A 21,779-nucleotide genomic window follows, 5' to 3' on the forward strand; every position below is an offset into this window, starting at 1 on the left:
GGGAGAGCCGGGCGAGCGGGGAGCCGGGCGAGCGGGAGAGCCGGGCGAGCGGAGAAGCGGGCGGGTCAGAAGTGGGCAGCTCAGCGGCGGGCGGATGGTTCGCGCGCGGCGCCAGAGGCGAGCCCGGCGAGGGCCACGAGCACGAGCACCACGAGCAGGGCGTGCAGCAGTCCGACGTGCTGTCCGAGGAAGCCGATCAACGGAGGCCCAACGAGGAAAGCGAAATACCCGATCGTGGCCACGGCACTCACGCGTGCGGCGGCGGTCTTCGGGTCGTCGGCGGCAGCCGACATTCCCACCGGGAACCCGAGGGATGCCCCGAGTCCCCAGAACACGACGCCCACAATCGAAATCCAGAGGACGGGCACGAAGATCACCATGATCAGGCCGATGGCGGCGAGCACTGCCGAGCCGCGCAACACCGGAACGCGCCCGTAGCGGTCGAGCAGGCTCACCCCCGCGAGGCGCCCGATCGTCATTGAGGCGACGAAAATGCCGAGCACGAGGGCGCCGGTCGCTTTGGTGGTGTCATGGCCATCAACCATCGCGAGTGCGAGCCAGTCGTTGGCCGAGCCTTCGGTGAAAGCCATGCCGAGCACGATGAGTCCGATGATCAGGGTGCGCGGATCACGCCAGATGCTCAGACGCCCCTGCCAGGTCTTCGAATGATCGTCGTGCGCAACGGACTGCTCTTCGATGACGTGCTCCGACTGCAGGAACCGCGAGGCGATGAGCGCGCCGGCAGCGAAGACCAGCGCCACGATCAGCAGGTGCACCACAATGGGGAGGCGGATGGCCTCTGCCGCGGCCCCGAGAGCGGCGCCGATCACCGTGCCGAAGCTGAAGAAGGCATGGAACACCGGCATGATCGAACGACCGAGCACCCGCTCGTTCACCGCACCCTGCAGGTTCATCGCGACGTCGCAGATCGAGAACATCGAGCCGAACACGATCAGCCCGATCATGACGACCGCGTAGCTCGGCCCGATTGATACCCCGAATCCGGCCACCGCGAAGCCGATAGCCCCGACGGTCAGCACCACGGCGATTGTGCGGCGAGCGCCGATTCGTGCGATCACATGGCTGGAGGCGAGCAGGCCGACGATCGAGCCAGCTGCTATGCCGAAGATGAGGATGCCCATCGACGAGGTCGACACCTGGAGTGCCTGTTTCACCGCCGGAATGCGGGATGCCCAACTCGCCATCGAGAGCCCACACAGCCCGAAGATGACGAAGAGCGCATTGCGCCAAGCCACGACCTGCGGTCGGGAGAGGCCGGCGGAGGTTGGGTGAGCAACGGCCACGGAGATCCTGGGACGTATCGAATCGATTCGATCGAACCGATTCGACTACGCTAACAAACCATGCATGCCGAGGCAACACCCGAGAAAGCGCGACCGAATCTCGCCGCGGTCGCCGCCCTCGCCGGGGTATCGCCGTCCACAGCATCCCTCGCTTTCAGCGGTTCCGGGCCGGTCTCGGCCGCCACCCGCACGCGCGTACTGGCCGCCGCAGCCCAGCTCGATTACGCCGGGCCGGATCCGCGCGCCCAATCCTTGCGTCGTGGGCGCTCCGGCATCATCGGGGTGGTGATCGAGGATCGCCTGCGTGATGCCTTCCGTGACCCGATGAACATTGCGATGCTCGACGGAATCGCCGACGAAACCGGATCCCTCGGGGCCGGCCTCCTGTTGCTCACCGAGAACGGTGAGGGTGCTGCGAGCATCCGCAATGCCCCGGTGGATGCCGTCGTGCTGATCGGGTGCAGTACCAGTTTCGCGGATCAGGTGGCGATCTTTCGCCAGCGCGGAATCGCCCTGGTGGCGATCGAAGCCGAGCCGATGGATGATGTGCTCGCGATCGACCTGGACAACCGACAGGCATCGCACACCCTCGCCAGGCACCTAGCCAGTCTCGGACATCGCCGAGTGGCAATGGTGACCCTTCCGCTGGACGCGGCTCGCACGCGAGGGCCGCTCACCGAGGCGGCCATCGAGGCAGCCACCGGCTACACCGCTCGCGAGCGCATCCGCGGTGTTCGCGAGGTCTTCGCCGGCAGCTCCGGAGTGAGTGCCGCAGTGAGCAGCATCGAAGAGGGGCTTGTCGCTGGCCTCGAGCTGCTCGCCGACCCTGGCACGCGTCCATCCGCGGTGATTGCCCAGAGCGATCTTCTTGCGGTGGGGGTGATCCGGGCTGCCGAACAGCTCGGACTCACGGTTCCTGCCGACCTCAGCATTGTGGGCTTCGACGGAGTGAAGCTCGACGGTCTCGCCCCCTACGACCTGACGACGATGGTGCAGCCGGCTGTGGAAAAGGGACGGGCTGCGGGTCGCGGAGTGATCGCCCTGCTCAGCGGCGAACATCCGCAGGCCGTCTCGTTCACTTCGCGCTTCCATCGGGGAACGACCACGGCGCCACCGCGGGTCGCGTCATGAAGCTCACCATCCTCGGTACGGCAACGCCCTACCCTCGTCCCGACAATCCGTGCTCCGGCTATCTCGTGCAGCACGGCGACACCTCGATCTGGATGGATGCCGGCACCGGCACTCTCGCGGAGCTGCAGCGCCACATCCCCCTCGATGCCCTCGACGGGATTTGGATCTCTCATGCTCATGCTGACCACTCGGCCGACCTTCTCACCGCGTACTACGCCCTGCGATTCGGCGATCTGACGCTCACCCGACCACTGCCACTGATCGGCCCCCCTGGCCTGGTCGATCGGCTGGTCGGCTTTCTCGGGCACCGAGAGGCGGCCGTGATTCCCGAGGTGTTCGAGGTTACGGAGATGCGCGGCTGGCAGGAACGCGTCATCGGTGAACTTGCCCTCAGCTGGGGCCCGATGAATCACGGGATGCCCGCCTTCGGGTTGCGCATTCAGGCGGGGGCCCGCACGCTCGCCTACTCGGGCGACTCCGCCTATTGTGAAGGACTTGTCGAGCTCGCGGAGGGCGCTGACCTGCTGTTGTGTGAGGCGGGGGCGTCAGAGCATCCGCCCGCTGGGGCAGTGCATTGCACACCAGAGGATGCCGGGCGTATCGCCCGCGAGGCAGGGGCCGAACGCCTCGTACTTACTCACATCGATCTCATTCACACCGATGCGCCCAATGCCCGTGCTCGGGCCCTCACCGGGTTTCCCTCGGTCGAGTGTGCGCTGCCGGGCCAGTCGTTCACGATCTGAGCTGGAGCGGTGAATTTTCAGTTGAGGATATTGACCGCGCGGGAGATGACGAGGGCGAGCAGGATGAATCCGGTGATGGATTGGTAGCCCATTATCATCTTTGCCCGCACCGTGAGCGGCATCGCGTCGGTCGGGCTGAACGCCATCATGTTGGTTAGTGCGATGTAGAGGTAATCCAGGTAGACCGGTCGCCAGTCAGCCTGTCCGGTCTTCTGTTCGTTCTGCGGGAATCGAAAGTCGGCATCCGCGGTCTTCCAGATGAGATCGTCTCGCCGAGCAACAGGCCCTCCCCGGTCCAATTCCCAGTAGACCAGACCGAATGCGATGATGCTGCTGACCCACACCTGAAGGGCCGTCAGAAGCACGGTGCTTCCTTTTGCGTGCCCGCTCAGCAACTGGGTGATCGTCAGGACCATCGTTATCTGGTTTGCGACAGTAAGCAGGATGGCCAGCGCGATAGACAGCCACCTTGACCACGTCGTCTCCCGGGTGAACCGCTGGGGGTTGAACGCGATGAGCGGGGTCATCAGCAGAACTCCGAGCACGGGGACGACCCAGGTCGGCAACAGTTGTACTTTCTCGGGGATGAGAAGGATGAGTACAAGATTCACGAGGGTGGCGATGACGACCGGGAGTCGGTGTTCGTGCCGATGAATGGCAACGGAGCGGGGTTTCACGACCCGAGTGTAGGCGGTAGGGCTGCGGAAGCGTGCAGCGTGACTGGGTCATCGCCGGATTCAGTCCTCGTACTCGACGCGGGCGAAACCCATCCGTTCGGGGTCGATGCATATACTCAGCCCACAATGACCGAGCTTCCGGATCAGCCACCCTCCCCTGTCAAGCGAGCCGCCCCCGCTGAGCCGATCGTGTTCTCCCGGGCCTCCCGCAAAAAGGGTTTCGGGCGAATATTGAGGATCCTTGGCCCCGGAATCGTCACGGGGGCGGCCGACGATGACCCCTCGGGAATAGCCACCTACTCCCAGGCTGGCGCACAGTTCGCGTTCGGAACGTTGTGGACGATCCTTCTGACCCTCCCACTGATGATCGCTGTGCAAGAGGCCTGCATGCGTATCGGTGCCGTAACAGGAAAGGGGCTCGCCGGGGTCATCCGAGAGACGTATCCGAAGAAAGTGCTTTTTCCGATCGTGGCTTTGGTGGCTGCCGCTAATACTTTCAACATCGGTTCCGACATCGGAGCGATGGCAGCGAGTGCGCAGTTGCTCGTTCCTCAGGTGCCATTTGCGCTGCTCGCTATTGGTTTCGTCGCCATCATCCTGGTCCTGGAAGTACTGGTCTCGTATCGCAGCTACGTGCGAGTCCTGAAGTGGTTGGCGCTCGCTCTCTTCGCCTACCTGGTCACCGCCTTTCTCATCACGGTCCCCTGGGCTCAGGCTCTTCAGGCGACTGTCGTCCCGCACTTCGAGTTCACTAAGGACTTTTTCTTCGTTGTTGTGGCCATTTTCGGAACCACGATCTCGCCATACCTGTTCTTCTGGCAAACCAGCAACGTGGTCGAAGACGAAGTCTCCGAACGCCGAAAAGACAGCACCGGCGGGTCACCTCGAATCTCAAAAAACTACCTGAGGCGTCTTCGCATCGACACGGTTCTCGGCATGCTGTTCTCCAATGTCGTGGCCTGGTTCATCATCCTGGTCGGGGCGGTCGTCCTTAATCGCGGGGGCGTGACAAATATCGTCTCCGCTGCGGACGCGGCCAAAGCGTTGCGTCCACTGGTCCACAGTTTTCCCAACGCGGGGGTTCTCGCCCAACTGATCTTCGCCGTCGGGGTGATCGGCATCGGTCTCATGAGCATTCCCGTGCTCGCCGGCTCCACCTCGTACGCGATCACGGAGACCTTCAATTGGAAAGAAGGCCTGTTCCTGAAGTTCAGGCAGGCCCGTGCCTTCTACCTGGTCATCATCACCGGCACCCTGGTCGGCCTCCTGCTGAACTTCGTCGGTCTCGACCCGATCAAGGCGCTGGTTCTTACCGCCGTCTTCAACGGCATCGTGGCCGTGCCACTGATTTTTCTCATCGCGCGGATCTCCAGCCGCCGGAAACTAATGGGGCAATACTCGAGCGGCACCTGGTCCAAAATCGGTCTCTGGGTGGCCTTCGCGGTCATGGGAACCGCAGCGATCGCGCTCCTCGTCTCCTCCCTGTGAGCTGCGTGTGTCACGGCCGCCGTATTTCCGCTCAGACTCCCCGGTCAGAGGGCATGACCGCAGGTAGCGTTTGTGTGCGCTCTGAATATCCGTCTCGATTGCGCGCCTTCGGCGGGAAGCTCCCCTCATCTCGCTTTCCGCCTCTCAGAGGGCCGCGGTTGACGTGGACGGGAGGGATCTTCCCTCTGGTCTCGGGTCGTCGGGCATGGCTCGGACACTCGAGAGACCTTGGAGTCGCTCTCCCGGTCAATGTCAACATTCTGACGCGGCACGAGAGGCGCTGGTTCATTGCAGCGCGCCCTGCTCTGCTCCCGCCCACCGAGCTCGCTGTGCCCGCGACGACGCTCAAGTAATGACCGGCCGCGGCGACTGCGTCCAGGGCGCGGGTGTATCGACATCACGCGGCGCCGATCCGCCCCGAAATACTGCTGTTGAAGCTGCGGATGTCGCGAATCCTGATGGTGAACGACGCACTGTGCCGGCGGCGAGCTGACTTTCCCCGGGCGTCACCGCGAGGCCATTCGCACGGCTTAAGCTGGTCGGCATGACCGCTGCCTCTCCACTCCCCCCCGGTATCCACAGCGAAGAACTCGACCCGGCGGTGCGACCGCAGGACGACCTATTCCGACACGTCAACGGCAAGTGGATCGACCGCACCGAAATTCCGTCAGACAAGGCTCGCTACGGCTCGTTCCATGTGTTGGCGGAGGAGGCCGAGAAGGCCGTGCGCGAGATCATCGTGGAAGCTCAGGGATCCGCCGAAGGCACCGAAGAACGCAAGTTCGGCGACCTCTACGCGAGCTATATGGATGAAGCACGCATCAACGAGCTGGGTGCCACGCCTCTCACCCACGATCTCGCGTCGGTGGAGGCGGTCAGCGACATCCCGAGCCTTCTGGAAACCCTCGGTCGTCTCGAACGCCAGGGTGTCAGCGGCTTCTTCCAGCTCTACATCGACAACGATCCAGGCAACCCGGAGCGCTACATCGCCCTCTTCGAGCAGGGCGGTCTCGGCCTCCCGGACGAGAGCTACTACCGGGAAGAGAAGTTCGCCGACATTCGCACCGCCTATGCCGGTTACCTCAAGCGGATGTTCGAATTGGCGGGGCTGGATGACGCGGCTGACCGTGCCGGGCGAGTGCTCGAGCTCGAGACCGCCATTGCCGCTTTCCACTGGGACAACGTGAAATCCCGCGACTCCGAGAAGACCTACAACCTCAGCACCTGGCATGCTGTCGTGACCACGGCTTCCCAGGCGACCGACGGCCCGGACCTCAATCGGTGGCTCGATGCTCTCGATGCGCCGGACGGCGTCTTCGACGAGCTGGTGCTGCGGCAGCCGTCGTTCCTCGCGGGCGTCGCGACGCTGCTGGATGCCGGCCACCTCGAGGCCTGGACCGACTGGCTGCGCTGGCAGGTCATCCGCTCGTCTGCCGCCTACCTCTCCGATGCCTTCGTTGAGGCGAATTTCGACTTCTACGGCCGCACCCTCACCGGTACTCCGGAGCTGCGGGAACGCTGGAAGCGCGGTGTCTCGCTCGTCGAGGGCGCCCTGGGCGAAGCCGTCGGGCGCATCTATGTCGAGCGGCACTTCCCGCAGGGTGCGAAGGCGGCGATGGACGTGCTCGTCGGCAACCTCGTGGAGGCGTATCGCGAGAGCATCACCGGCCTGGCCTGGATGAGCGCGGCTACTCAGCATCGCGCGATCGAGAAGCTCGATAAGTTCACGCCGAAGATCGGCTACCCGGTTAAATGGCGCGACTACTCGCGGCTCGAGATCAGCGCGACGGACCTGATTGCCAATGTTCGCGCGACCAGCGAGTTTGAGTTCCAGCGCGAGCTCGGCAAGATCGGTACGCCGCTCGACCGCGACGAGTGGTTCATGACCCCGCAGACCATCAACGCCTACTACAACCCCGGGTTCAATGAGATCGTCTTTCCCGCTGCGATCCTGCAGTACCCCTTTTTCGACGAGGCTCGGGATGCGGCCGCCAACTACGGTGCGATCGGCGCCGTCATCGGTCACGAGATCGGCCACGGTTTTGACGACCAGGGTTCGAAATACGACGGCGACGGTCGGCTCATCGACTGGTGGACGGCGGCCGACCGGGAGGCCTTCGAAAAGCTCACCAGCTCGTTGATCGGGCAATACAACGAGCTTGCCCCGCGTCAGGTTCCCGACCACCACGTCAACGGTGCCCTCACGATCGGTGAGAACATCGGCGACCTCGGCGGGCTCTCGATCGCCTGGAAGGCCTACCTCATCTCTCTTGCCGGCGTACAGCCGCCCGTGATCGACGGGATGTCAGGCTCAGAGCGCTTCTTCCTCTCCTGGGCGCAGGCTTGGCAGCAGAAGGGGCGCGACGAGGAGGTCATCCGCCTGATTGCCATCGATCCGCACTCGCCAAACGAGTTCCGTTGCAACCAGATCGTGCGCAATATTGATGGGTTCTACGACACCTTCACTGTTACTGAATCGGATGCACTGTGGCTCGATCCCGAAGAGCGGGTGACCATTTGGTAGTTGGCACCCGGGATCACGAGCGCCGGGAGCGACTGCGCTTACCGCGCGTCGGTCGCCACCGCGGAGTCGGCGGAGCGGAAAGCTTCGCCGGCGGCTTCATCGCGCTCGCACAATTGGCCTATGCGGGCGCGGCAGTCTCGGCGAGCGTGATCGACCTGCAAACGGGCATTACCCTCGTCTCGATCGACGATCGGGTTGCGATGCCGACCGCGAGCGTCGGCAAGATCCTGCTACTCATCGAGGTCTCGGCGCGCATCACCACGCGAGATGCCGCAGGGTTTGGCATCCTCGACAAGACACCGGGGGATTCCGTCGGCGATTCCGGGATTTGGCAGCGGCTGCAGGCGCCCGCACTTCCCGTCACCGATCTCGCGCTGCTCGTCGGCGCAATCAGCGACAATCTCGCGACGAACGTGCTGCTCCGCCAGGTGGGGCTCGACTCGGTGCGCGCCCGCGGCGAGGCCCTCGGGCTCTCGCGCACAGCTCTGCTCGACCTCGTGCGGGATCATCGTGGTCCGGATGATGCGCCGCAATTGTCGATCGGATCCACCGCTGAGCTCTCGCGGCTGTTCTCCTCCCTTGCGAGGGGGCAGGTCGTCGATGCCGTGACGAGCAAGCGTGTGCTCGGCTGGCTCTCTCACAATGCCGACCTCTCGATGGTGTCGAGTGCGTTCGGACTGGACCCACTGTCGCACCGCACCTCGGATTCGGGCCTGCAACTGGTCAACAAGACCGGCACCGGTGTGGGGGTGCGGTCGGAAGCCGGCCTACTGAGCGGATCCCGCACCGGGGTGGCCTATGCCCTCACTGTCAAGTTCAGCAGCACCGATCTCGCCGCGCGTCTGCGCGTGCTGGAGGCTATGCGTACCTTCGGTTTCGATCTTCTCGAGTACGTTCACTAGTACCCCCCCCGTTCGAGTGGTAGCCACTCTCGTCGACGATCGTGTAGGGTTCGGTGAGATTCAACTGTGAGGACCCGAAATCCACTCTGTGAATTGCTTACCCGAATTTCCCAACCCGAACCCATCGGTTACCCAGCCGAACTGACGCCCCCGACGTCTGCACTGCACGAACTCGAATGCCCCCGAAGCATGACGAGACGATGCTGTAGTGCTCCCCCGCCGAAGGCCGACGTAAATCTCCCCTACCCAGGAGCTCGTCATGAAGAGAACCCTCGCCGCGGTCACGACGATTATGATCGCTGCCAGCCTTGCTATCACTGGCGTGTCGACCGCGAATGCGGACGATGCCGTCGCCCCGGTCTCGCCAACGACTAATTCAGCGACGGCTAACCCTGCTCCGACGGTCACCCCGCCAACTCCTGCTCCGACGGTCACCCCGCCAACTCCTGCTCCGACGGTCACTCCGCCAACTCCTGCTCCGACGGCACCAATTGTTGCCCAGCAGTCGGCGGACGAGCCCGACGGGGTGCCCACGGATGTTCCCGCAGCTCCCCAGCTCACATGCCTTCCGGCTTCCGCCCTGTCGTACACCTATAACCCCGAAGACAACACGGGCACGGCAACGGTCGCGGATGATTCCGGATCGACTGGCAAGCTGTGCGACCCGGTTTACATCACAGCGGCAAGCTGGAACTACACGTCAACCACGCTCTTCCCTCAGACCCTCAACTCCCTCCTGACCCAGTACGTGAGGGTGGAAGCTGTTGGCGAGTACAAATTCGGTGCCGTGGTCACCTGCGGACAGGGTGACATCTATGCATCTAATTCGGATTACATAGTTCCCACTGCGACTCTGGAGACCGCCTCGAACTGGGAGCGGTTCCTCAACACCTTCGGCTTCAGCACCACCACCCCCGGGTACACCTACATGACCACCTCGAACGACTGCATGGACAACCCCACGCTGCCGCTCGTCGACCCGACCCCCGTCACCTTCACCGACGCCTGCGGCGTCGAAGGTGACAGGGTGATCATGCCCGCCCTGACGAGTGAGGACTATACTTACTCCACGTCGGACATGACCTCCAAATCCGGCGTGCGCACCGTCACGGTCACCGCGATTCCGGGCGCGGGGTACGGTTTTGGTCCTGATGCCGTGACCTCGTGGTCCCACACGTTCAAGACCGACGCCCAAAACAACTGTGTGACGGTGTCCGGTGACCCGGAGGCTGTCGACCAGTCCTGCTCCGACGGTACAGCTAGCGGATATCTCACCGTCGCCGCGGTGACGGGCGTCGTCTACACGATCCACCCGGTCACCCCGGGCGGCGCGGACATCATCGTCACCGGGCCAAAGACCAACGTTGTTCCGGGTGACTACCTGGTGATGGCGGCCGCCGAACCGGGCTTCATCCTCTCCGGCGTGACTCAATGGAAACGCACCGTCGCGAACAACGCGGTGGACTGCAGCCTGCCCATCCTTGCGTTCCTGCCATCATCAGTGAGCTGGGTCGGCCAGATCTGCTCCTCGAGTGGGACGGTCAGCGGCTACATCTCCATCGACCCGACCGAATTCCTGAGCTACTTCGTCGGCACCACTCAGCTGACGTCCGCGCGCACGGCATTCGCGCCGGGAACCTACAGGGTCACCGTCACTGCTCCGCCCGGTGACACTATCGATGGACCGTCGAGCTACACGGCGACCATCACAAAGGCGACCACCAGCTGCGGAAATCTCGATCCGCAGAGCCTGACCACGCTGGCCTTCACCGGCTTCGACTCGGGAGCGGGCTACCTTGCGGTGGCCTCTGCACTCCTCCTGCTTGGTGCGGCCCTGGTCTTCGGCGCACGGCGCGCAGCGAAGTCCTAACCCACCCCTGACACACGCCCCGCACCGGCCCATGTCTGGTGCGGGGCGTGTGTCGTTGGGCGGCCCAGCCACCGAGCCACGTACCGGTGAGTTTGACAGGAGGATTCGCGGCATCAGCACCTTCAACAGCTGAATCTCGAGTCTGGACTGCCCCGAGGGATGTTGAACGCATCATCGGCGACGATCTCGCGGCCAATCGGCGGCCGTTTCTTGAGCGGATTCTTGCGGTCAGGGGTCGATCGAGACCGCCGGGACCAGCGCGTGCTTCAGGCCTGCAGATCCCGAAGATCGCTTGCTGCCGGGGTCTCCGCGGGCACATCGATGCCGAAGAGTGCGGTCACGGCCGCGTTGAAGGAGTCACCCTTGCCGGCCCGTGCAAGCTCGCGAGCGCGCACCGATGGGGTGTGAAGCAGCACCCCGGTGAGGTGACGAAGGGCCGCTTCGATGCGGCCGTCGTCGTCGCCGCGCACACGGGCTCGGTCGATCTCGGTCTCGAGCAGGCCGAAGACGTGGGTGCGAAGGGCCACGACGGAAGGCGTGAGCTGTTGCTCCGTTGTTGTCGCGGCGAATTGGGTGGCCGCGTTGTCCACGAGGGCACGGGCATCCATCGTCGCGGTGAGTTCTTCGAGGGGGGCGTGCAGGCTGATTGTCTCGAGGTCGAGGAGCTCGGTTCCGGGCACTGAGGCGACATCCGGATGCACGTTTCGTGGCAGTCCGAGGTCAATGACGATACGTCGCTGGGTACTCGCGGAAGCGAGCGGAGAGAGGTGCGCTGCCGTGACGACTGGCGCGGCCGATGCGGTGCAGGTAATCACTACATCCGCTGCCGCGAGGGCTGCGATGAGGTCGACACTGGCGGTGAGGCCGAGACGGAGGGCGAAGCGGGAGGCGCGGCCGGACGGCGAGAACACCGTAATGTCCTCCGCTCCGCGGTCGCGGACGGCGGCGACGGTCGTCGCGGCATACTGCCCGGTGCCGACGATAAGCACCCTCGTCCGGGACCAGTCCACGATCCGACTGGAGGCGAGCTCAAGCCCGAGTCGCACGAGCGAGCGGCCGGCACCGCCGATCGCGGTCTGGTTCTTCACTTCGCGTGACGTATTGGCCGCCTTCTGAAAAAGGCGTTCGAGCCCGGATGACGTTGTGCGTGCCGTGCGAGCCTGCTCGAGAGCACGGCGCACCTGGCCGGAAATCTCGTCTTCGCCGACGATCACGGACTCGAGCCCGGAGCTTACGGAAAAGAGGTGCTGTGCGACGGCATCGCCGCTGAGCACGGTCACCGTTTGACGCAGGGCGGCGGGGTCGATGCCGGTCGAGGCGCTGATCACCCGCACCGAATTTTCCACCGCGACGGCTGTGGCCACGGTGAGGGGCCCGTCGATCTCGAGGTACGCCTCGAAGCGATTGCACGTGGCGAGAACGACCGCTCCGGAGACGAAATCGCTGTCATTGACCAATATGGCCGCCGCCTGCGGTGCGCCGATCGAGAGCTTCTCGAGGATCTCGAAGCTCGCGTTGCGATGGTTGGCGGTAAGACACAGAAGCACCTCCCTAGCCTACGTCTGCCAATGGCGGTCGGGCAGCGTAGTCCCCTCCCAGCCCGCTCGACCATACTTAATCTCGTGAACCTCCCAGCCAGCCATCCCCTGATCGACGGCCGCACGGCTGATTCGTCGCTCATTCGCGCCTACCGCGGCGATCGCCCGTCGACCACGCCAGTGTGGTTCATGCGCCAGGCCGGCCGCTCGCTGCCCGAATACCGTGCCATCCGGGCTGGCAGCACGATGCTCGACGCGTGCCTCGATCCCGAACTGTCAAGTGAGATCACCCTGCAGCCGGTGCGACGCCACGGCGTGGATGCCGGCATTTTTTTCAGCGACATCGTCGTGCCACTGAAGCTCGCCGGCATCGATGTCGACATCGTTCCCGGCCGCGGCCCGGTGCTCGGTGCTCCGATTCGCTCCGCGGCGGATGTTGCCTCTCTCCGCCGCCTCGAGCTGGATGCACTCGCTCCCATCGCCGAAGGCGTCGCCCGCGCCGTCGCAGGGCTTGGCACGACTCCCCTCATCGGATTCGCCGGCGCGCCGTTCACTCTCGCCGCTTACCTTGTCGAGGGAGGTCCTTCTAAAGACCACCTGCGGGCTCGCACCCTGATGCATGCCGACCCGGCGACCTGGGATGCCCTGCTCGGCTGGGCCGCGGATGTCACGGGAGCTTTCCTTCGCGCGCAGGTGCTCGCCGGCGCGAGCGCTGTGCAGCTGTTCGATTCGTGGGTTGGATCACTCTCAGTTTCCGATTACGAAAGCCGGGTCGCTCCCTTCTCCCACCAGGCGATCGCCCACGTCACGGATCTCGGCATTCCCGTGGTGCACTTCGGGGTGGGTACCGGCGAGCTCCTGCGGTCTATGTACGCGATCGGGGTTGATGTGATGGGCGTCGACGACCGCATCCCCCTCGACGAAGCATCCCGTCGACTCGGTGCCTCCGTGCCGCTGCAGGGCAACATCAATCCGGCCATGCTCGCGGCACCGTGGCCGGTGCTCGAAGCCCATGTGCGCGACGTGATCACCCGGGGGCGCGCGGCGACGTCACACATACTCAACCTCGGCCACGGGGTCCCGCCAGAAACCGACCCCGATGTGCTCACGCGCATCGTGCAGCTCGCGCACGCGCCTTCTGTCGTCCATGCCTAGCGCGATCGTGGTCGGTGGGGGGATCGCCGGGCTTGTGATGGCCCGCGATCTCGTGCTGGGCGGCTTCGAAGTGACCCTGCTCGAGGCCTCCGATCACCTCGGCGGCAAGATCGCCCTTCACACGGTGGCTGGCCTGGTCCTTGATGCCGGCGCTGAGAGCTTCGCGACCCGGCACGACACCGTGGCCCACCTCGCCCGCCAGCTCGGTCTTGGGTCCGATATCGCCCGTCCGAATCCGCAGGGCGCGTGGCTCCAGACTGCGGAGGGCCGGGCCTATCCGCTGCCCCGCACCGGCATCCTCGGAATTCCCGGCACGCCACTGGCGGCTGACGTGATCGAGGTCGTCGGGTTCTGGGCGGCGCTGCGCGGCCAGCTCGACGAGCTGATGCTCGGCTTCGTCGGGTCGAAGGAACGCAGCCTCGGGCGACTGGTGCGCCGCCGGATGGGCCGCCGGGTTCTCGAACAGCTGGTCGCGCCCGTGACGCTCGGCATCCACTCACGGCATCCCGACGAGCTCGATGTGGATGTGGTGGCACCAGGCCTGCGAGCCGCGATGCTCGACACGGGATCGCTCGCCCACGCCGTGCGCGAGCTGCGGGATGCCGCTCCGGCGGGCACGGCTGTCTCCGGCATAGTGGGCGGAATGTTTGAGCTGGTCGAGGCGCTGGCCCGCGACCTTGAGCGATTCGGAGTGACGGTACGTCTCGAATCCCCGGTCACCGCGGTAGAGGCTTCGTTCGTGACGCTCCTCGACGGACAATTGCTCGAAGCGGACCAGGTGGTGCTCGCGGCCCCGCTAGCGACCACGGGGCAGCCGGATCGCACCCCCGCGATTGTTCTCGCAACGCTGGTCGTGGATGCCCCCGAGTTGGATGGCGCCCCGCGTGGTACCGGCGTGCTCGTGGCGCGCGGGTCCTCCGACGCCCCATTCCGAGCCAAGGCCCTCACCCACGCGACCGCCAAGTGGGACTGGCTCGCAGAGCGAGCGACGCCGCACCGCCACGTGCTCCGACTCTCCTACGACGGGGCAGCAGCGGCACGGGTCAGCGACGCCCAGCTGCGCGGCCAGGCCCTGCACGATGCCGGCGAGCTGCTCGGGATTGCTCTGGTCGAGGTCTCCGTCGTCGCGTTCGCGCGGGTGGAGTGGAGCGCTCCATCGAGCCGACCCGAGCCAATCGACGGGGTGACACTCATCGGTGAAGGCGTCGCCGGCACCGGACTGGCCGCCGTGATCGCCCAGGTGCGAGTGGCGTCTGGAGGTTTGCTGGAAGAGGTAGAGGCGTAGCCTCCGGGGGCTACTGTGGAGGTGATGCCAGACATATGCCCATCCGGGCACGCACAGGACGGAGCAAATCATGCGAGGCAAACTGCTGCTCGTCGTCGGACTGGCCGCCGGCTATGTGCTCGGCGCCAAAGCCGGACGCGGTCGTTACGAAGACATCAAGCGTGCAACCGGCAAGCTCTGGAGCGACCCCCGCGTCCAACGCCAGGTGAAGAAAGTCGAAGGTCGCGCCAAGGACTTCGCAAAGGACAAGGCGCCAGAGGTCGTCGACTTTTTAAGCGACGGAGCCAAGAAGGTCGTGTCGCAGGTGAGCAGGTCCGGGTCGGCCAAAGCCAAGTCTCCGGTCGCGCCCCCGGCGGCGGCCAAACCGGCCTCCGCCAGCGGTAAGTAGGTCGTCGTGAACGACGACGCTCCCTCACGCAAGTCGATTTTCGCCCTCGTCGCCGACTTGCCTCGACTCGTAATCGGGCAGGTGAAGAACGAGATCGAGCAGTTCAAGAGCGAGCTGATCGGCAAGATCAAGCACGCAGGCATCGGGGTCGGCCTATTCGCCGGGGCCGGCTTCGTGGCGTTTTTCCTGTTTGCCGTGCTTATCTCCGCCGCCATTCTCGCGTTTGCGACGATCATGCCGGGCTGGCTGGCTGCGCTCATCGTGGCCGGCATCCTTCTGGTGATCGTGGTGATTCTCGTGTCCGTCGGTCTTCGCCAGGTGAAGAAGGGCGTTCCGCCAGCGCCGACCGAGACCATCAAAAGCGTCAAGAAAGACGTCCTTGTGATCAAGGGACTCGGAAAGCGGGAGAACCGATGAGCGATACCCCATCGTCCGATTCGATCGAGACGAGGATCAGCGCTACGCGCTCGGAACTCGCGCAGACCCTTGATGAGATCGAGGACCGGCTTAATGTGCCGAAGCAGGTCGGCAAACTGACAGCTAAAGTGCAGTCATCTTACGCGGAGAACCCCGTACCGTGGACAATCGGAGCGACCGCAGCCGTGGTCGTCATCGGCGGCATCGTAGCCTGGGCGATCTTCGGCGACGACTAGACACCGTCAGTTCACCATCGGTAGAACAGAAGAAAATTTCGCACTGAGGCTCGGCCGCTTTTTGTTCTCGCAGCAATGCGGGGGAGGATAGACGGCATGAGCACCACCCCGATCCAAAACGGGCTTCCCGTCGAGGACGCCAGCATTCCCGAAGACCACACCACGACCGGATACACCCTCTGGGCGGTTCTTCGCCGAGATGGTGCGGTGCCAGCTGGTGACAATGCCGAGTCGCTCTCCGCCGCGGTTGCAGTAGTGGAAGGCGCCGGAGTTACCGTCCGCGGGTTCTACGACGTCTCCAGTCTTCGTGCTGATGCCGACCTGATGATCTGGCTGCACGGGGGCGCGCCCGAGACCCTGCAGTGGGCGCTTCGTGAACTGCGCCGCACCGAGATGCTTCGCACGCTTGTGCCCACCTGGAACGCGATGGGCGTGCACGTTGATGCCGAGTTCTCCGCGAGCCACCGTCCCGCATTCATGGGGACAAAGGAGCCGGAGGCGTGGCTCACGGTCTACCCCTTCGTACGCTCCTATGAGTGGTACATCCTTCCAGACGAGGAGCGGCGATCCATGCTGGCGGATCACGGGCGCAAAGGCGGCGCCTACCCGCAGGTGCTCGCCAACACTGTTGCATCCTTCGCTCTCGGGGACTACGAGTGGATCCTCGCGCTCGAAGCCCCCCAGCTCGTCGATCTTGTCGACCTGATGCGTGCCCTGCGGCAGACCGAAGCGCGTCGCCACGTGCGCGAAGAACTGCCGTTTTACACCGGTCGACGCATCGCCGTCACCGAGATTGCCGAGGTGCTCCGATGACCATCACAAACGGTGAGCTAGCCGGGGAGTTGGTTCGCGGCGCGACGGATGCGGCGAAGGCCGGACCCGAGCACGTCACGGCGCCGACCGCTTATGACGCCATTCTGCTCGCGAGCTTTGGCGGGCCGGAAGGCCAGGATGATGTCATCCCGTTTCTGCGTAACGTGACCCGCGGGCGCGGTATCCCGGACGAGCGGCTCGAAGTGGTGGCCCACCACTACCGGGCGTTCGGCGGAATCAGCCCGATCAACCAGCAGAACCGCGATCTCAAGGCTGCCCTCGAGGCCGAACTCGAGCGACGGGGCATCGACCTTCCCGTGCTGTGGGGCAACCGCAACTGGGCGCCGTTCATTCGGGACGCCGTCGTCGAGGCCAACGAACGCGGGTTCACCAAGTTGATCGCCATCGGCACGAGTGCCTACAGCTCCTACTCCGGTTGCCGGCAGTACCGCGAGGATTATGCGGCTGCACTTACCGATGCCGGACTCGACGGAGTGATCCAAATCGACAAGGTGCGTCAATTCTTCGACCACCCCGGATTCGTCACCCCGTTCATGGAGGGCCTGCGCACGGGCCTCGCCGAGGTCGCGGCGGCGGGCATCCCGCTCAGCGAGACGCACGTGCTGTTCTCCACCCACTCGATTCCATCGACGGATGCCGCAAAGAGCGGCCCCTCATTCCGGGACTTCGGCGAGGGTGGCGCCTACGCCGCCCAGCATCGGGCGGTGGCGGAGGTTGTCGTGGCCGGGACGGACGCTAACTGGAGCCTCGTGTTCCAGTCGCGCAGCGGACCACCCACCCAGCCGTGGCTCGAGCCCGACATCAACGACGCCATCCGCGACCTCGCCGGCAACGGCATCCGCGCGGTGGTAATCGTGCCCCTTGGTTTCGTGAGCGATCACATGGAAGTGAAGTGGGATCTCGACACCGAAGCGATGGAGACCTCGAACGAGCTTGGCGTGCTCGCAATCAGGGTGCCGACACCGGGCATCCATGCGGCCTACGTGTCGGGGCTGATCGACCTCGTGGTGGAGCGCCGCGATGCAGTGCCGGTGGCCGAACGCCCGGCCCTCACCAAACTCGGACCCTGGTACGACGTGTGTCGTTCCGGATGCTGCGAGAACGTGCGCCTCGGATTCAAGCCCGCGCTCGCGGGGCAGGTTCCGTGAGCGGATCCAGCAGCATCCTGCGTATCGGTACGCGCGGCAGCGCGCTCGCCCTCGCGCAGACCCGTGTGGTGGCCTCGGCCGTGGCCAAGGCATCCGGTCTCGAGGTGGAGATCGTGCCGATCGCTACCGAGGGCGACCATTCTAAGGAGTCGCTCGCGACTCTGGGCGGCACCGGGGTTTTCGCGAGCGCGCTGCGTGAGGCGTTGCTCGCCGAGGCCTGCGATCTTGTCGTCCACTCGCTCAAAGACCTTCCGACCGATTCCTACCCCGGGTTGCGCATCGGCGCCATTCCGAAGCGGGCGGATGCTCGCGATGCACTCTGCGCGCGTGACGGCCTGACCCTCGAGGGACTACCCCCCGGCGCGCGGGTCGGTACCGGCTCGCCGCGGCGGGCCGCCCAGTTGCGGGGCTGGCGACCGGATGTGGAGGTCGTGGACATCCGCGGCAACATCGACACTCGCCTGCGCAAGGTGGCCGAGGGCGAGCTGGATGCCGTGGTGCTCGCTGCGGCAGGTCTCGGCCGGATCGGGCGACTCGACGCAGTGACGGAGTTCTTCGAGCTGGGCAAGTGGGCCACCGCTCCAGGCCAGGGAGCCCTGGCCATCGAGGTGAGAGACAACTATTCGAGCACGTTCGCCGCAATGCTGAAGGCCATCGATCATCCGTCCACCCGTCTCGCGGTTCTCGCCGAACGAGCGATTCTCGCTCGCCTGGAGGCCGGCTGCGCCGCGCCGATCGGGGCCGCGGGAGTCGTCGACGGCGACATGCTCTTCCTCACCGCCACCGTGTACGCGCCCGATGGCACGAGTTCGCTCACCAGTTCGCACGCCCTCGTGCTCGAAGGCAGCCCCTCCGAGCGAGCGCTGCTGCCAACGGAGCTCGGCAACCGGGTGGCCGGTGAACTCCTCACGCTCGGTGCCGCCGATATCGTTCCTGTCGGAGCCGTCTTGTGAACCCGTATCGCAGCCTGAAGCCATTGGCCGGCTGGCGTGTGTTGGTTCCGCGCGGGGGCAATTGGGGTGACGGCGTCGCCGCTAACCTGCGCACCTACGGCGCCATCCCCGTGATTGCGCCGATGATCAACTTCGCGAGTGCAGAAAATGCCAGGGAGCTCTCGAACGCGCTCAAGCGCCTTGAGCAGGGAAAATTTGACTGGCTAGTGATCACCAGCGCTACGACTGTTGACGTGCTGATCAGCCAGCAGGTCACCATCCCACCGAGCACACGGATCGCGGCCGTCGGAGAGACGACGGGAGCCGCGCTCACTCTCGCCGGTTACCGCGTGGACTTCGTGCCCGAGAGCGACAATTCCGCCCGCGGCCTTGTGAAGGAGTGGCCAGCCTCCGACATCATCGGTCGGGTGCTCATCCCCCAGTCTGATATCGCCGAACCGACCCTGGTGGCTGGCCTCGCCACCCTCGGACTCGAGGTGGAATACGTCTCGGCGTACCGCACCGTGGGTGTACCCGTCTCGGAGTATGTGGCGGCGGATGTCGCGTCCGGCCGCATCCGGGCCGTGTTGGTGACCTCTGGCAGTGTCGCTCGCCAGGTGCAGGCGCAGCTCGCGCCGCTGCCCGACGAGACCGTCGTAGCCGCCATCGGCCCGCGCACGGCATTCGATGCCCGCGCGGCCGGGTTGACCGTGCATGTGATCGCCGAATTGCGCTCGGCGAGTTCCCTCGTGGAGGGCCTCGCGGAATACGTGATCTCTCACGATGCGGACGCGAGCGATGCTGTTCACACCGACCGCCAGGAGGGCGATTCATGACCGGTCCGAGCATCCGACCCCGTCGCCTGCGAGCGACCCCGGCGATGAGACGATTGGTCGCCGAAACCAGGCTCCACCCGGCCGAGCTGGTGTTGCCGATGTTCGTGCGCGAAGGCCTGCGCGAGCCGGTGCCGATCTCGTCGATGCCGGGTGTGGTCAACCATTCGCTCGACTCGTTACGGCGCGCATCTCTGGAAGCGGCCGAGGCTGGCGTCGGGGGCGTGATGCTCTTCGGCATCCCGGAGCACAAGGACGGTATCGGCTCCGGAGCGACGGCCGACGACGGTATTCTCAACGTCGCCACCCGCGCGGTGGTCGCCGAGGTCGGCGATGCTCTCGTCGTGCAGACCGACCTCTGTCTCGATGAATTCACCGACCACGGCCACTGCGGGGTGCTCGCCGCTGACGGGAGCGTCGACAACGACGCATCCCTGCTTCGCTACCGGGACATGGCTGTCGCGCAGGCCACCGCCGGGTCCCAGCTGCTCGGCCTCAGCGGCATGATGGACGCCCAGGTTGCCGCCGTTCGCGACGCTCTCGACAGCAACGACTTCGGCGGCACCGCGATCCTCGGCTACGCGGCCAAGTACGCCTCCGCTTTTTATGGGCCATTCCGGGAGGCCGTCGACTCGTCGCTCGTCGGTGATCGTCGCAGCTATCAGCTCGACGCGGCCAATCGCCGCGAGGGACTGCGCGAGGTATTGCTCGACGTGGAGGAGGGCGCCGATATCGTGATGGTGAAGCCCGCCATGAGCTACCTGGATGTGCTCGCCGACGCCGCGGCCGTGTGCCCGGTACCCGTATGGGCCTACCAGGTGTCGGGTGAATACGCGATGATCGAAGCCGCCGCGGCCAACGGTTGGATCGACCGCCGCCGCGCGATCGAAGAGTCAGTCGTCAGCATCAAGCGCGCCGGAGCCGATGCCATTCTGAGTTACTGGGCCGTCGAACTGGCAGATTGGTTGCGCTCATGAGTATCAACGAGACCTACTTCACCCGGGCGAAACTCTCCATCCCTGGTGGCGTTAACTCGCCGGTGCGAGCCTACGGCTCGGTCGGCGGCACACCGAGATTCATGGTGTCGGCTCGCGGACCGTACATCATCGATGCAGACGGGCGTGAATACGTCGACCTCGTGAGCTCGTGGGGTCCAGCGATTCTCGGGCACGCGCATCCGTCCGTGGTCAGGGCGGTGCAGGATGCCGCCGCTCGAGGTCTCTCGTTTGGGGCATCCACTCCCGGCGAGACCGAGCTCGCCGAGCTCGTGCGCGAGCGTGTGCGGGTGGAATCGACCACCAGCTCCGGCCAGCTCACCGGGTCGGTGCAGACGCCGATTGAAAAGATCCGCATGGTGTCGACTGGCACCGAAGCGACCATGACGGCCATCCGTCTCGCTCGCGGGTTCACCGGCCGCGACCTGCTGGTGAAATTTGCCGGGCACTATCACGGGCACTCCGACGCCCTGCTCGCCGAGGCGGGTTCGGGGCTCGCCACCCTCGCTTTGCCCGGGTCAGCCGGTGTGACCGCGGCAACGGCCGCGCAGACGATCGTGCTTCCCTATAACGACATCGACGCCGTCCGGGCGCTCTTTTCGGTACAGGGCGAGAAGATCGCCGCGGTGATCGTGGAGGCGGCTTCGGCAAACATGGGTGTTGTGCCGCCAGAGCGCGGATTCAACCGTGAACTTGCGGCAATCGCCCACGAGCACGGTGCACTCGTGATTTTCGACGAGGTGCTCACCGGCTTCCGCGTCGGTCCGGCCGGTTGGTGGGGCCTTGAGGCCGCCAGGGTCGTTCCCGATGGCGCGGGGTGGATGCCAGACCTCTTCGCCTTCGGCAAGGTCATCGGCGGGGGTCTTCCCCTTGCCGCGCTCGGTGGCCGCGCAGACATCATGGACTATCTCGCACCGCTCGGCCCGGTCTACCAGGCCGGAACGCTCAGTGGCAATCCAGTGGCGGTCGCGGCAGGCATCTCCACGCTGCGTGCCGCGGATGCTTCGGTCTACGCCCGCCTGGACGCTGTCGCCGACCAGCTCGCCGTCGCCGTGTCGTCGGCGTTGAGCGTTGAAGGCGTCGAGCATTCGGTACAACGCGCCGGCAACCTGTTCTCGTTCGCCTTCTCGGCCACGAAGCCGCGCAACTACGATCAGGTGCGGGCGCAGCAGGCCTTCCGCTATCCACCATTCTTTCAAGCGATGTTGCACGCGGGGGTGTCACTTCCCCCCTCGGTGTTCGAAGCCTGGTTCGTCACGGCCGCGCACGACGAGACCGCGGTGTCCCGTGTCCTCGAGGCCCTGCCGGCAGCGGCGCGGGCGGCGGCGGCGGCGGTCCCCCCGACCGTCTGACGCGCGTTCGCCACTCGAGTCGGCCAC

At 65.2% G+C, this 21,779-nt stretch carries 20 protein-coding genes; 17 read left to right on the plus strand and 3 right to left on the minus strand.

Features of this window, described 5'->3' with window-relative positions; all coding sequences use genetic code 11:
* Nucleotides 1–80: 80 nt before the first annotated feature.
* On the minus strand, nucleotides 81–1,304 hold the full coding sequence (locus RCH11_RS13355; protein WP_327057511.1) for an MFS transporter: 1,224 nt from the start codon (nucleotides 1,302–1,304) through the stop codon (nucleotides 81–83).
* Between the two features lie 60 nt (nucleotides 1,305–1,364).
* On the opposite strand from RCH11_RS13355, the gene RCH11_RS13360 reads away from it, so the two are divergent.
* Complete coding sequence (locus tag RCH11_RS13360) at nucleotides 1,365–2,435, plus strand: LacI family DNA-binding transcriptional regulator (RefSeq protein WP_327057512.1); 1,071 nt, start codon at nucleotides 1,365–1,367, stop codon at nucleotides 2,433–2,435.
* Complete coding sequence (locus RCH11_RS13365; protein WP_327057513.1) at nucleotides 2,432–3,178, plus strand: MBL fold metallo-hydrolase; 747 nt, start codon at nucleotides 2,432–2,434, stop codon at nucleotides 3,176–3,178. Before RCH11_RS13360 ends, RCH11_RS13365 begins: the two co-directional genes overlap by 4 nt.
* 17 nt (nucleotides 3,179–3,195) lie before the next feature.
* On the opposite strand, the gene RCH11_RS13370 is transcribed toward RCH11_RS13365, so the two are convergent.
* Nucleotides 3,196–3,855 carry a hypothetical protein gene (locus RCH11_RS13370; RefSeq protein ID WP_327057514.1) on the minus strand — a complete coding sequence of 220 codons (660 nt, stop codon included), beginning with the start codon at nucleotides 3,853–3,855 and terminating at the stop codon, nucleotides 3,196–3,198.
* A gap of 126 nt (nucleotides 3,856–3,981) precedes the next feature.
* Between RCH11_RS13370 and RCH11_RS13375 the strand changes: the two genes are divergently transcribed.
* The 4 genes from RCH11_RS13375 (at nucleotide 3,982) to RCH11_RS13390 (ending at nucleotide 10,639) form a co-directional block, all read left to right on the plus strand.
* Entirely contained in the window at nucleotides 3,982–5,343 is a 1,362-nt protein-coding gene (locus RCH11_RS13375; protein ID WP_327057515.1) for an NRAMP family divalent metal transporter, read from the plus strand.
* A 544-nt stretch (nucleotides 5,344–5,887) separates the two neighbouring features.
* On the plus strand, nucleotides 5,888–7,867 hold the full coding sequence (locus tag RCH11_RS13380) for a M13 family metallopeptidase (protein WP_327057516.1): 1,980 nt from the start codon (nucleotides 5,888–5,890) through the stop codon (nucleotides 7,865–7,867).
* The gene (locus tag RCH11_RS13385; RefSeq protein WP_327057517.1) at nucleotides 7,861–8,769 is read left to right on the plus strand and encodes a serine hydrolase; all 909 of its coding nucleotides are present in this window, start codon (nucleotides 7,861–7,863) and stop codon (nucleotides 8,767–8,769) included. Before RCH11_RS13380 ends, RCH11_RS13385 begins: the two co-directional genes overlap by 7 nt.
* Before the next feature lie 259 nt (nucleotides 8,770–9,028).
* Nucleotides 9,029–10,639, plus strand: coding sequence for a hypothetical protein (locus RCH11_RS13390; RefSeq protein ID WP_327057518.1), 1,611 nt, complete (start codon nucleotides 9,029–9,031; stop codon nucleotides 10,637–10,639).
* Nucleotides 10,640–10,905: 266 nt separating this feature from the next.
* Here RCH11_RS13390 and RCH11_RS13395 read toward each other — a convergent pair whose 3' ends face one another.
* On the minus strand, nucleotides 10,906–12,186 hold the full coding sequence (locus RCH11_RS13395; RefSeq protein ID WP_327057519.1) for a glutamyl-tRNA reductase: 1,281 nt from the start codon (nucleotides 12,184–12,186) through the stop codon (nucleotides 10,906–10,908).
* Nucleotides 12,187–12,207: 21 nt separating this feature from the next.
* Here RCH11_RS13395 and hemE point away from each other — a divergent pair, with 21 nt between their 5' ends.
* The 11 genes from hemE to hemL all read left to right on the plus strand — a co-directional run bounded on the left by hemE (nucleotide 12,208) and on the right by hemL (nucleotide 21,752).
* On the plus strand, nucleotides 12,208–13,332 hold the full coding sequence (gene hemE, locus RCH11_RS13400; protein WP_327057520.1) for a uroporphyrinogen decarboxylase: 1,125 nt from the start codon (nucleotides 12,208–12,210) through the stop codon (nucleotides 13,330–13,332).
* Nucleotides 13,325–14,617, plus strand: a complete 1,293-nt coding sequence (locus RCH11_RS13405; RefSeq protein ID WP_327057521.1) for a protoporphyrinogen/coproporphyrinogen oxidase — start codon at nucleotides 13,325–13,327, stop codon at nucleotides 14,615–14,617. Before hemE ends, RCH11_RS13405 begins: the two co-directional genes overlap by 8 nt.
* A 70-nt stretch (nucleotides 14,618–14,687) precedes the next feature.
* Nucleotides 14,688–15,005: a YtxH domain-containing protein gene (locus RCH11_RS13410; protein WP_327057522.1), complete on the plus strand. Its 318-nt coding sequence runs from the start codon at nucleotides 14,688–14,690 to the stop codon at nucleotides 15,003–15,005.
* 6 nt (nucleotides 15,006–15,011) lie between these two features.
* Nucleotides 15,012–15,422: a phage holin family protein gene (locus tag RCH11_RS13415; RefSeq protein ID WP_327057523.1), complete on the plus strand. Its 411-nt coding sequence runs from the start codon at nucleotides 15,012–15,014 to the stop codon at nucleotides 15,420–15,422.
* Nucleotides 15,419–15,658 (plus strand): DUF3618 domain-containing protein, encoded by a 240-nt coding sequence (locus RCH11_RS13420; RefSeq protein ID WP_327057524.1) that lies wholly within the window; start codon nucleotides 15,419–15,421, stop codon nucleotides 15,656–15,658. The genes RCH11_RS13415 and RCH11_RS13420 overlap by 4 nt, the downstream gene beginning before the upstream one ends.
* Nucleotides 15,659–15,754: 96 nt before the next feature.
* A complete protein-coding gene (hemQ, locus tag RCH11_RS13425) occupies nucleotides 15,755–16,471 on the plus strand; it encodes a hydrogen peroxide-dependent heme synthase (protein WP_327057525.1) in 717 nt (238 codons plus the stop codon).
* Entirely contained in the window at nucleotides 16,468–17,640 is a 1,173-nt protein-coding gene (locus tag RCH11_RS13430; protein WP_327057526.1) for a ferrochelatase, read from the plus strand. The genes hemQ and RCH11_RS13430 overlap by 4 nt, the downstream gene beginning before the upstream one ends.
* On the plus strand, nucleotides 17,583–18,593 hold the full coding sequence (hemC, locus tag RCH11_RS13435; protein WP_442789049.1) for a hydroxymethylbilane synthase: 1,011 nt from the start codon (nucleotides 17,583–17,585) through the stop codon (nucleotides 18,591–18,593). Before RCH11_RS13430 ends, hemC begins: the two co-directional genes overlap by 58 nt.
* Before the next feature lie 14 nt (nucleotides 18,594–18,607).
* Complete coding sequence (locus RCH11_RS13440; RefSeq protein ID WP_442789052.1) at nucleotides 18,608–19,408, plus strand: uroporphyrinogen-III synthase; 801 nt, start codon at nucleotides 18,608–18,610, stop codon at nucleotides 19,406–19,408.
* The gene (hemB, locus tag RCH11_RS13445) at nucleotides 19,405–20,382 is read left to right on the plus strand and encodes a porphobilinogen synthase (RefSeq protein WP_327057529.1); all 978 of its coding nucleotides are present in this window, start codon (nucleotides 19,405–19,407) and stop codon (nucleotides 20,380–20,382) included. Before RCH11_RS13440 ends, hemB begins: the two co-directional genes overlap by 4 nt.
* Nucleotides 20,379–21,752 (plus strand): glutamate-1-semialdehyde 2,1-aminomutase, encoded by a 1,374-nt coding sequence (gene hemL, locus RCH11_RS13450; RefSeq protein WP_327057530.1) that lies wholly within the window; start codon nucleotides 20,379–20,381, stop codon nucleotides 21,750–21,752. Before hemB ends, hemL begins: the two co-directional genes overlap by 4 nt.
* Nucleotides 21,753–21,779: the final 27 nt, after the last annotated feature.

This window comes from Glaciihabitans sp. GrIS 2.15, from assembly GCF_035984695.1.
Lineage (GTDB): Bacteria > Actinomycetota > Actinomycetes > Actinomycetales > Microbacteriaceae > Lacisediminihabitans.

Excerpts from the sequence above, each read along its gene's own strand:
- RCH11_RS13360 (WP_327057512.1), top strand. The coding sequence starts at position 1,365 with ATGCATGCCGAGGCAACACCCGAGAAAGCGCGACCGAATCTCGCCGCG.
- RCH11_RS13420 (WP_327057524.1), top strand. The coding sequence starts at position 15,419 with ATGAGCGATACCCCATCGTCCGATTCGATCGAGACGAGGATCAGCGCT.
- RCH11_RS13365 (WP_327057513.1), top strand. The coding sequence starts at position 2,432 with ATGAAGCTCACCATCCTCGGTACGGCAACGCCCTACCCTCGTCCCGAC.
- hemB (WP_327057529.1), top strand. The coding sequence starts at position 19,405 with ATGACCGGTCCGAGCATCCGACCCCGTCGCCTGCGAGCGACCCCGGCG.
- hemE (WP_327057520.1), top strand. The coding sequence starts at position 12,208 with ATGGCGGTCGGGCAGCGTAGTCCCCTCCCAGCCCGCTCGACCATACTT.
- hemL (WP_327057530.1), top strand. The coding sequence starts at position 20,379 with ATGAGTATCAACGAGACCTACTTCACCCGGGCGAAACTCTCCATCCCT.
- hemQ (WP_327057525.1), top strand. The coding sequence starts at position 15,755 with ATGAGCACCACCCCGATCCAAAACGGGCTTCCCGTCGAGGACGCCAGC.
- RCH11_RS13430 (WP_327057526.1), top strand. The coding sequence starts at position 16,468 with ATGACCATCACAAACGGTGAGCTAGCCGGGGAGTTGGTTCGCGGCGCG.
- RCH11_RS13375 (WP_327057515.1), top strand. The coding sequence starts at position 3,982 with ATGACCGAGCTTCCGGATCAGCCACCCTCCCCTGTCAAGCGAGCCGCC.
- RCH11_RS13390 (WP_327057518.1), top strand. The coding sequence starts at position 9,029 with ATGAAGAGAACCCTCGCCGCGGTCACGACGATTATGATCGCTGCCAGC.
- RCH11_RS13410 (WP_327057522.1), top strand. The coding sequence starts at position 14,688 with ATGCGAGGCAAACTGCTGCTCGTCGTCGGACTGGCCGCCGGCTATGTG.
- hemC (WP_442789049.1), top strand. The coding sequence starts at position 17,583 with ATGCTGCGAGAACGTGCGCCTCGGATTCAAGCCCGCGCTCGCGGGGCA.
- RCH11_RS13405 (WP_327057521.1), top strand. The coding sequence starts at position 13,325 with ATGCCTAGCGCGATCGTGGTCGGTGGGGGGATCGCCGGGCTTGTGATG.
- RCH11_RS13380 (WP_327057516.1), top strand. The coding sequence starts at position 5,888 with ATGACCGCTGCCTCTCCACTCCCCCCCGGTATCCACAGCGAAGAACTC.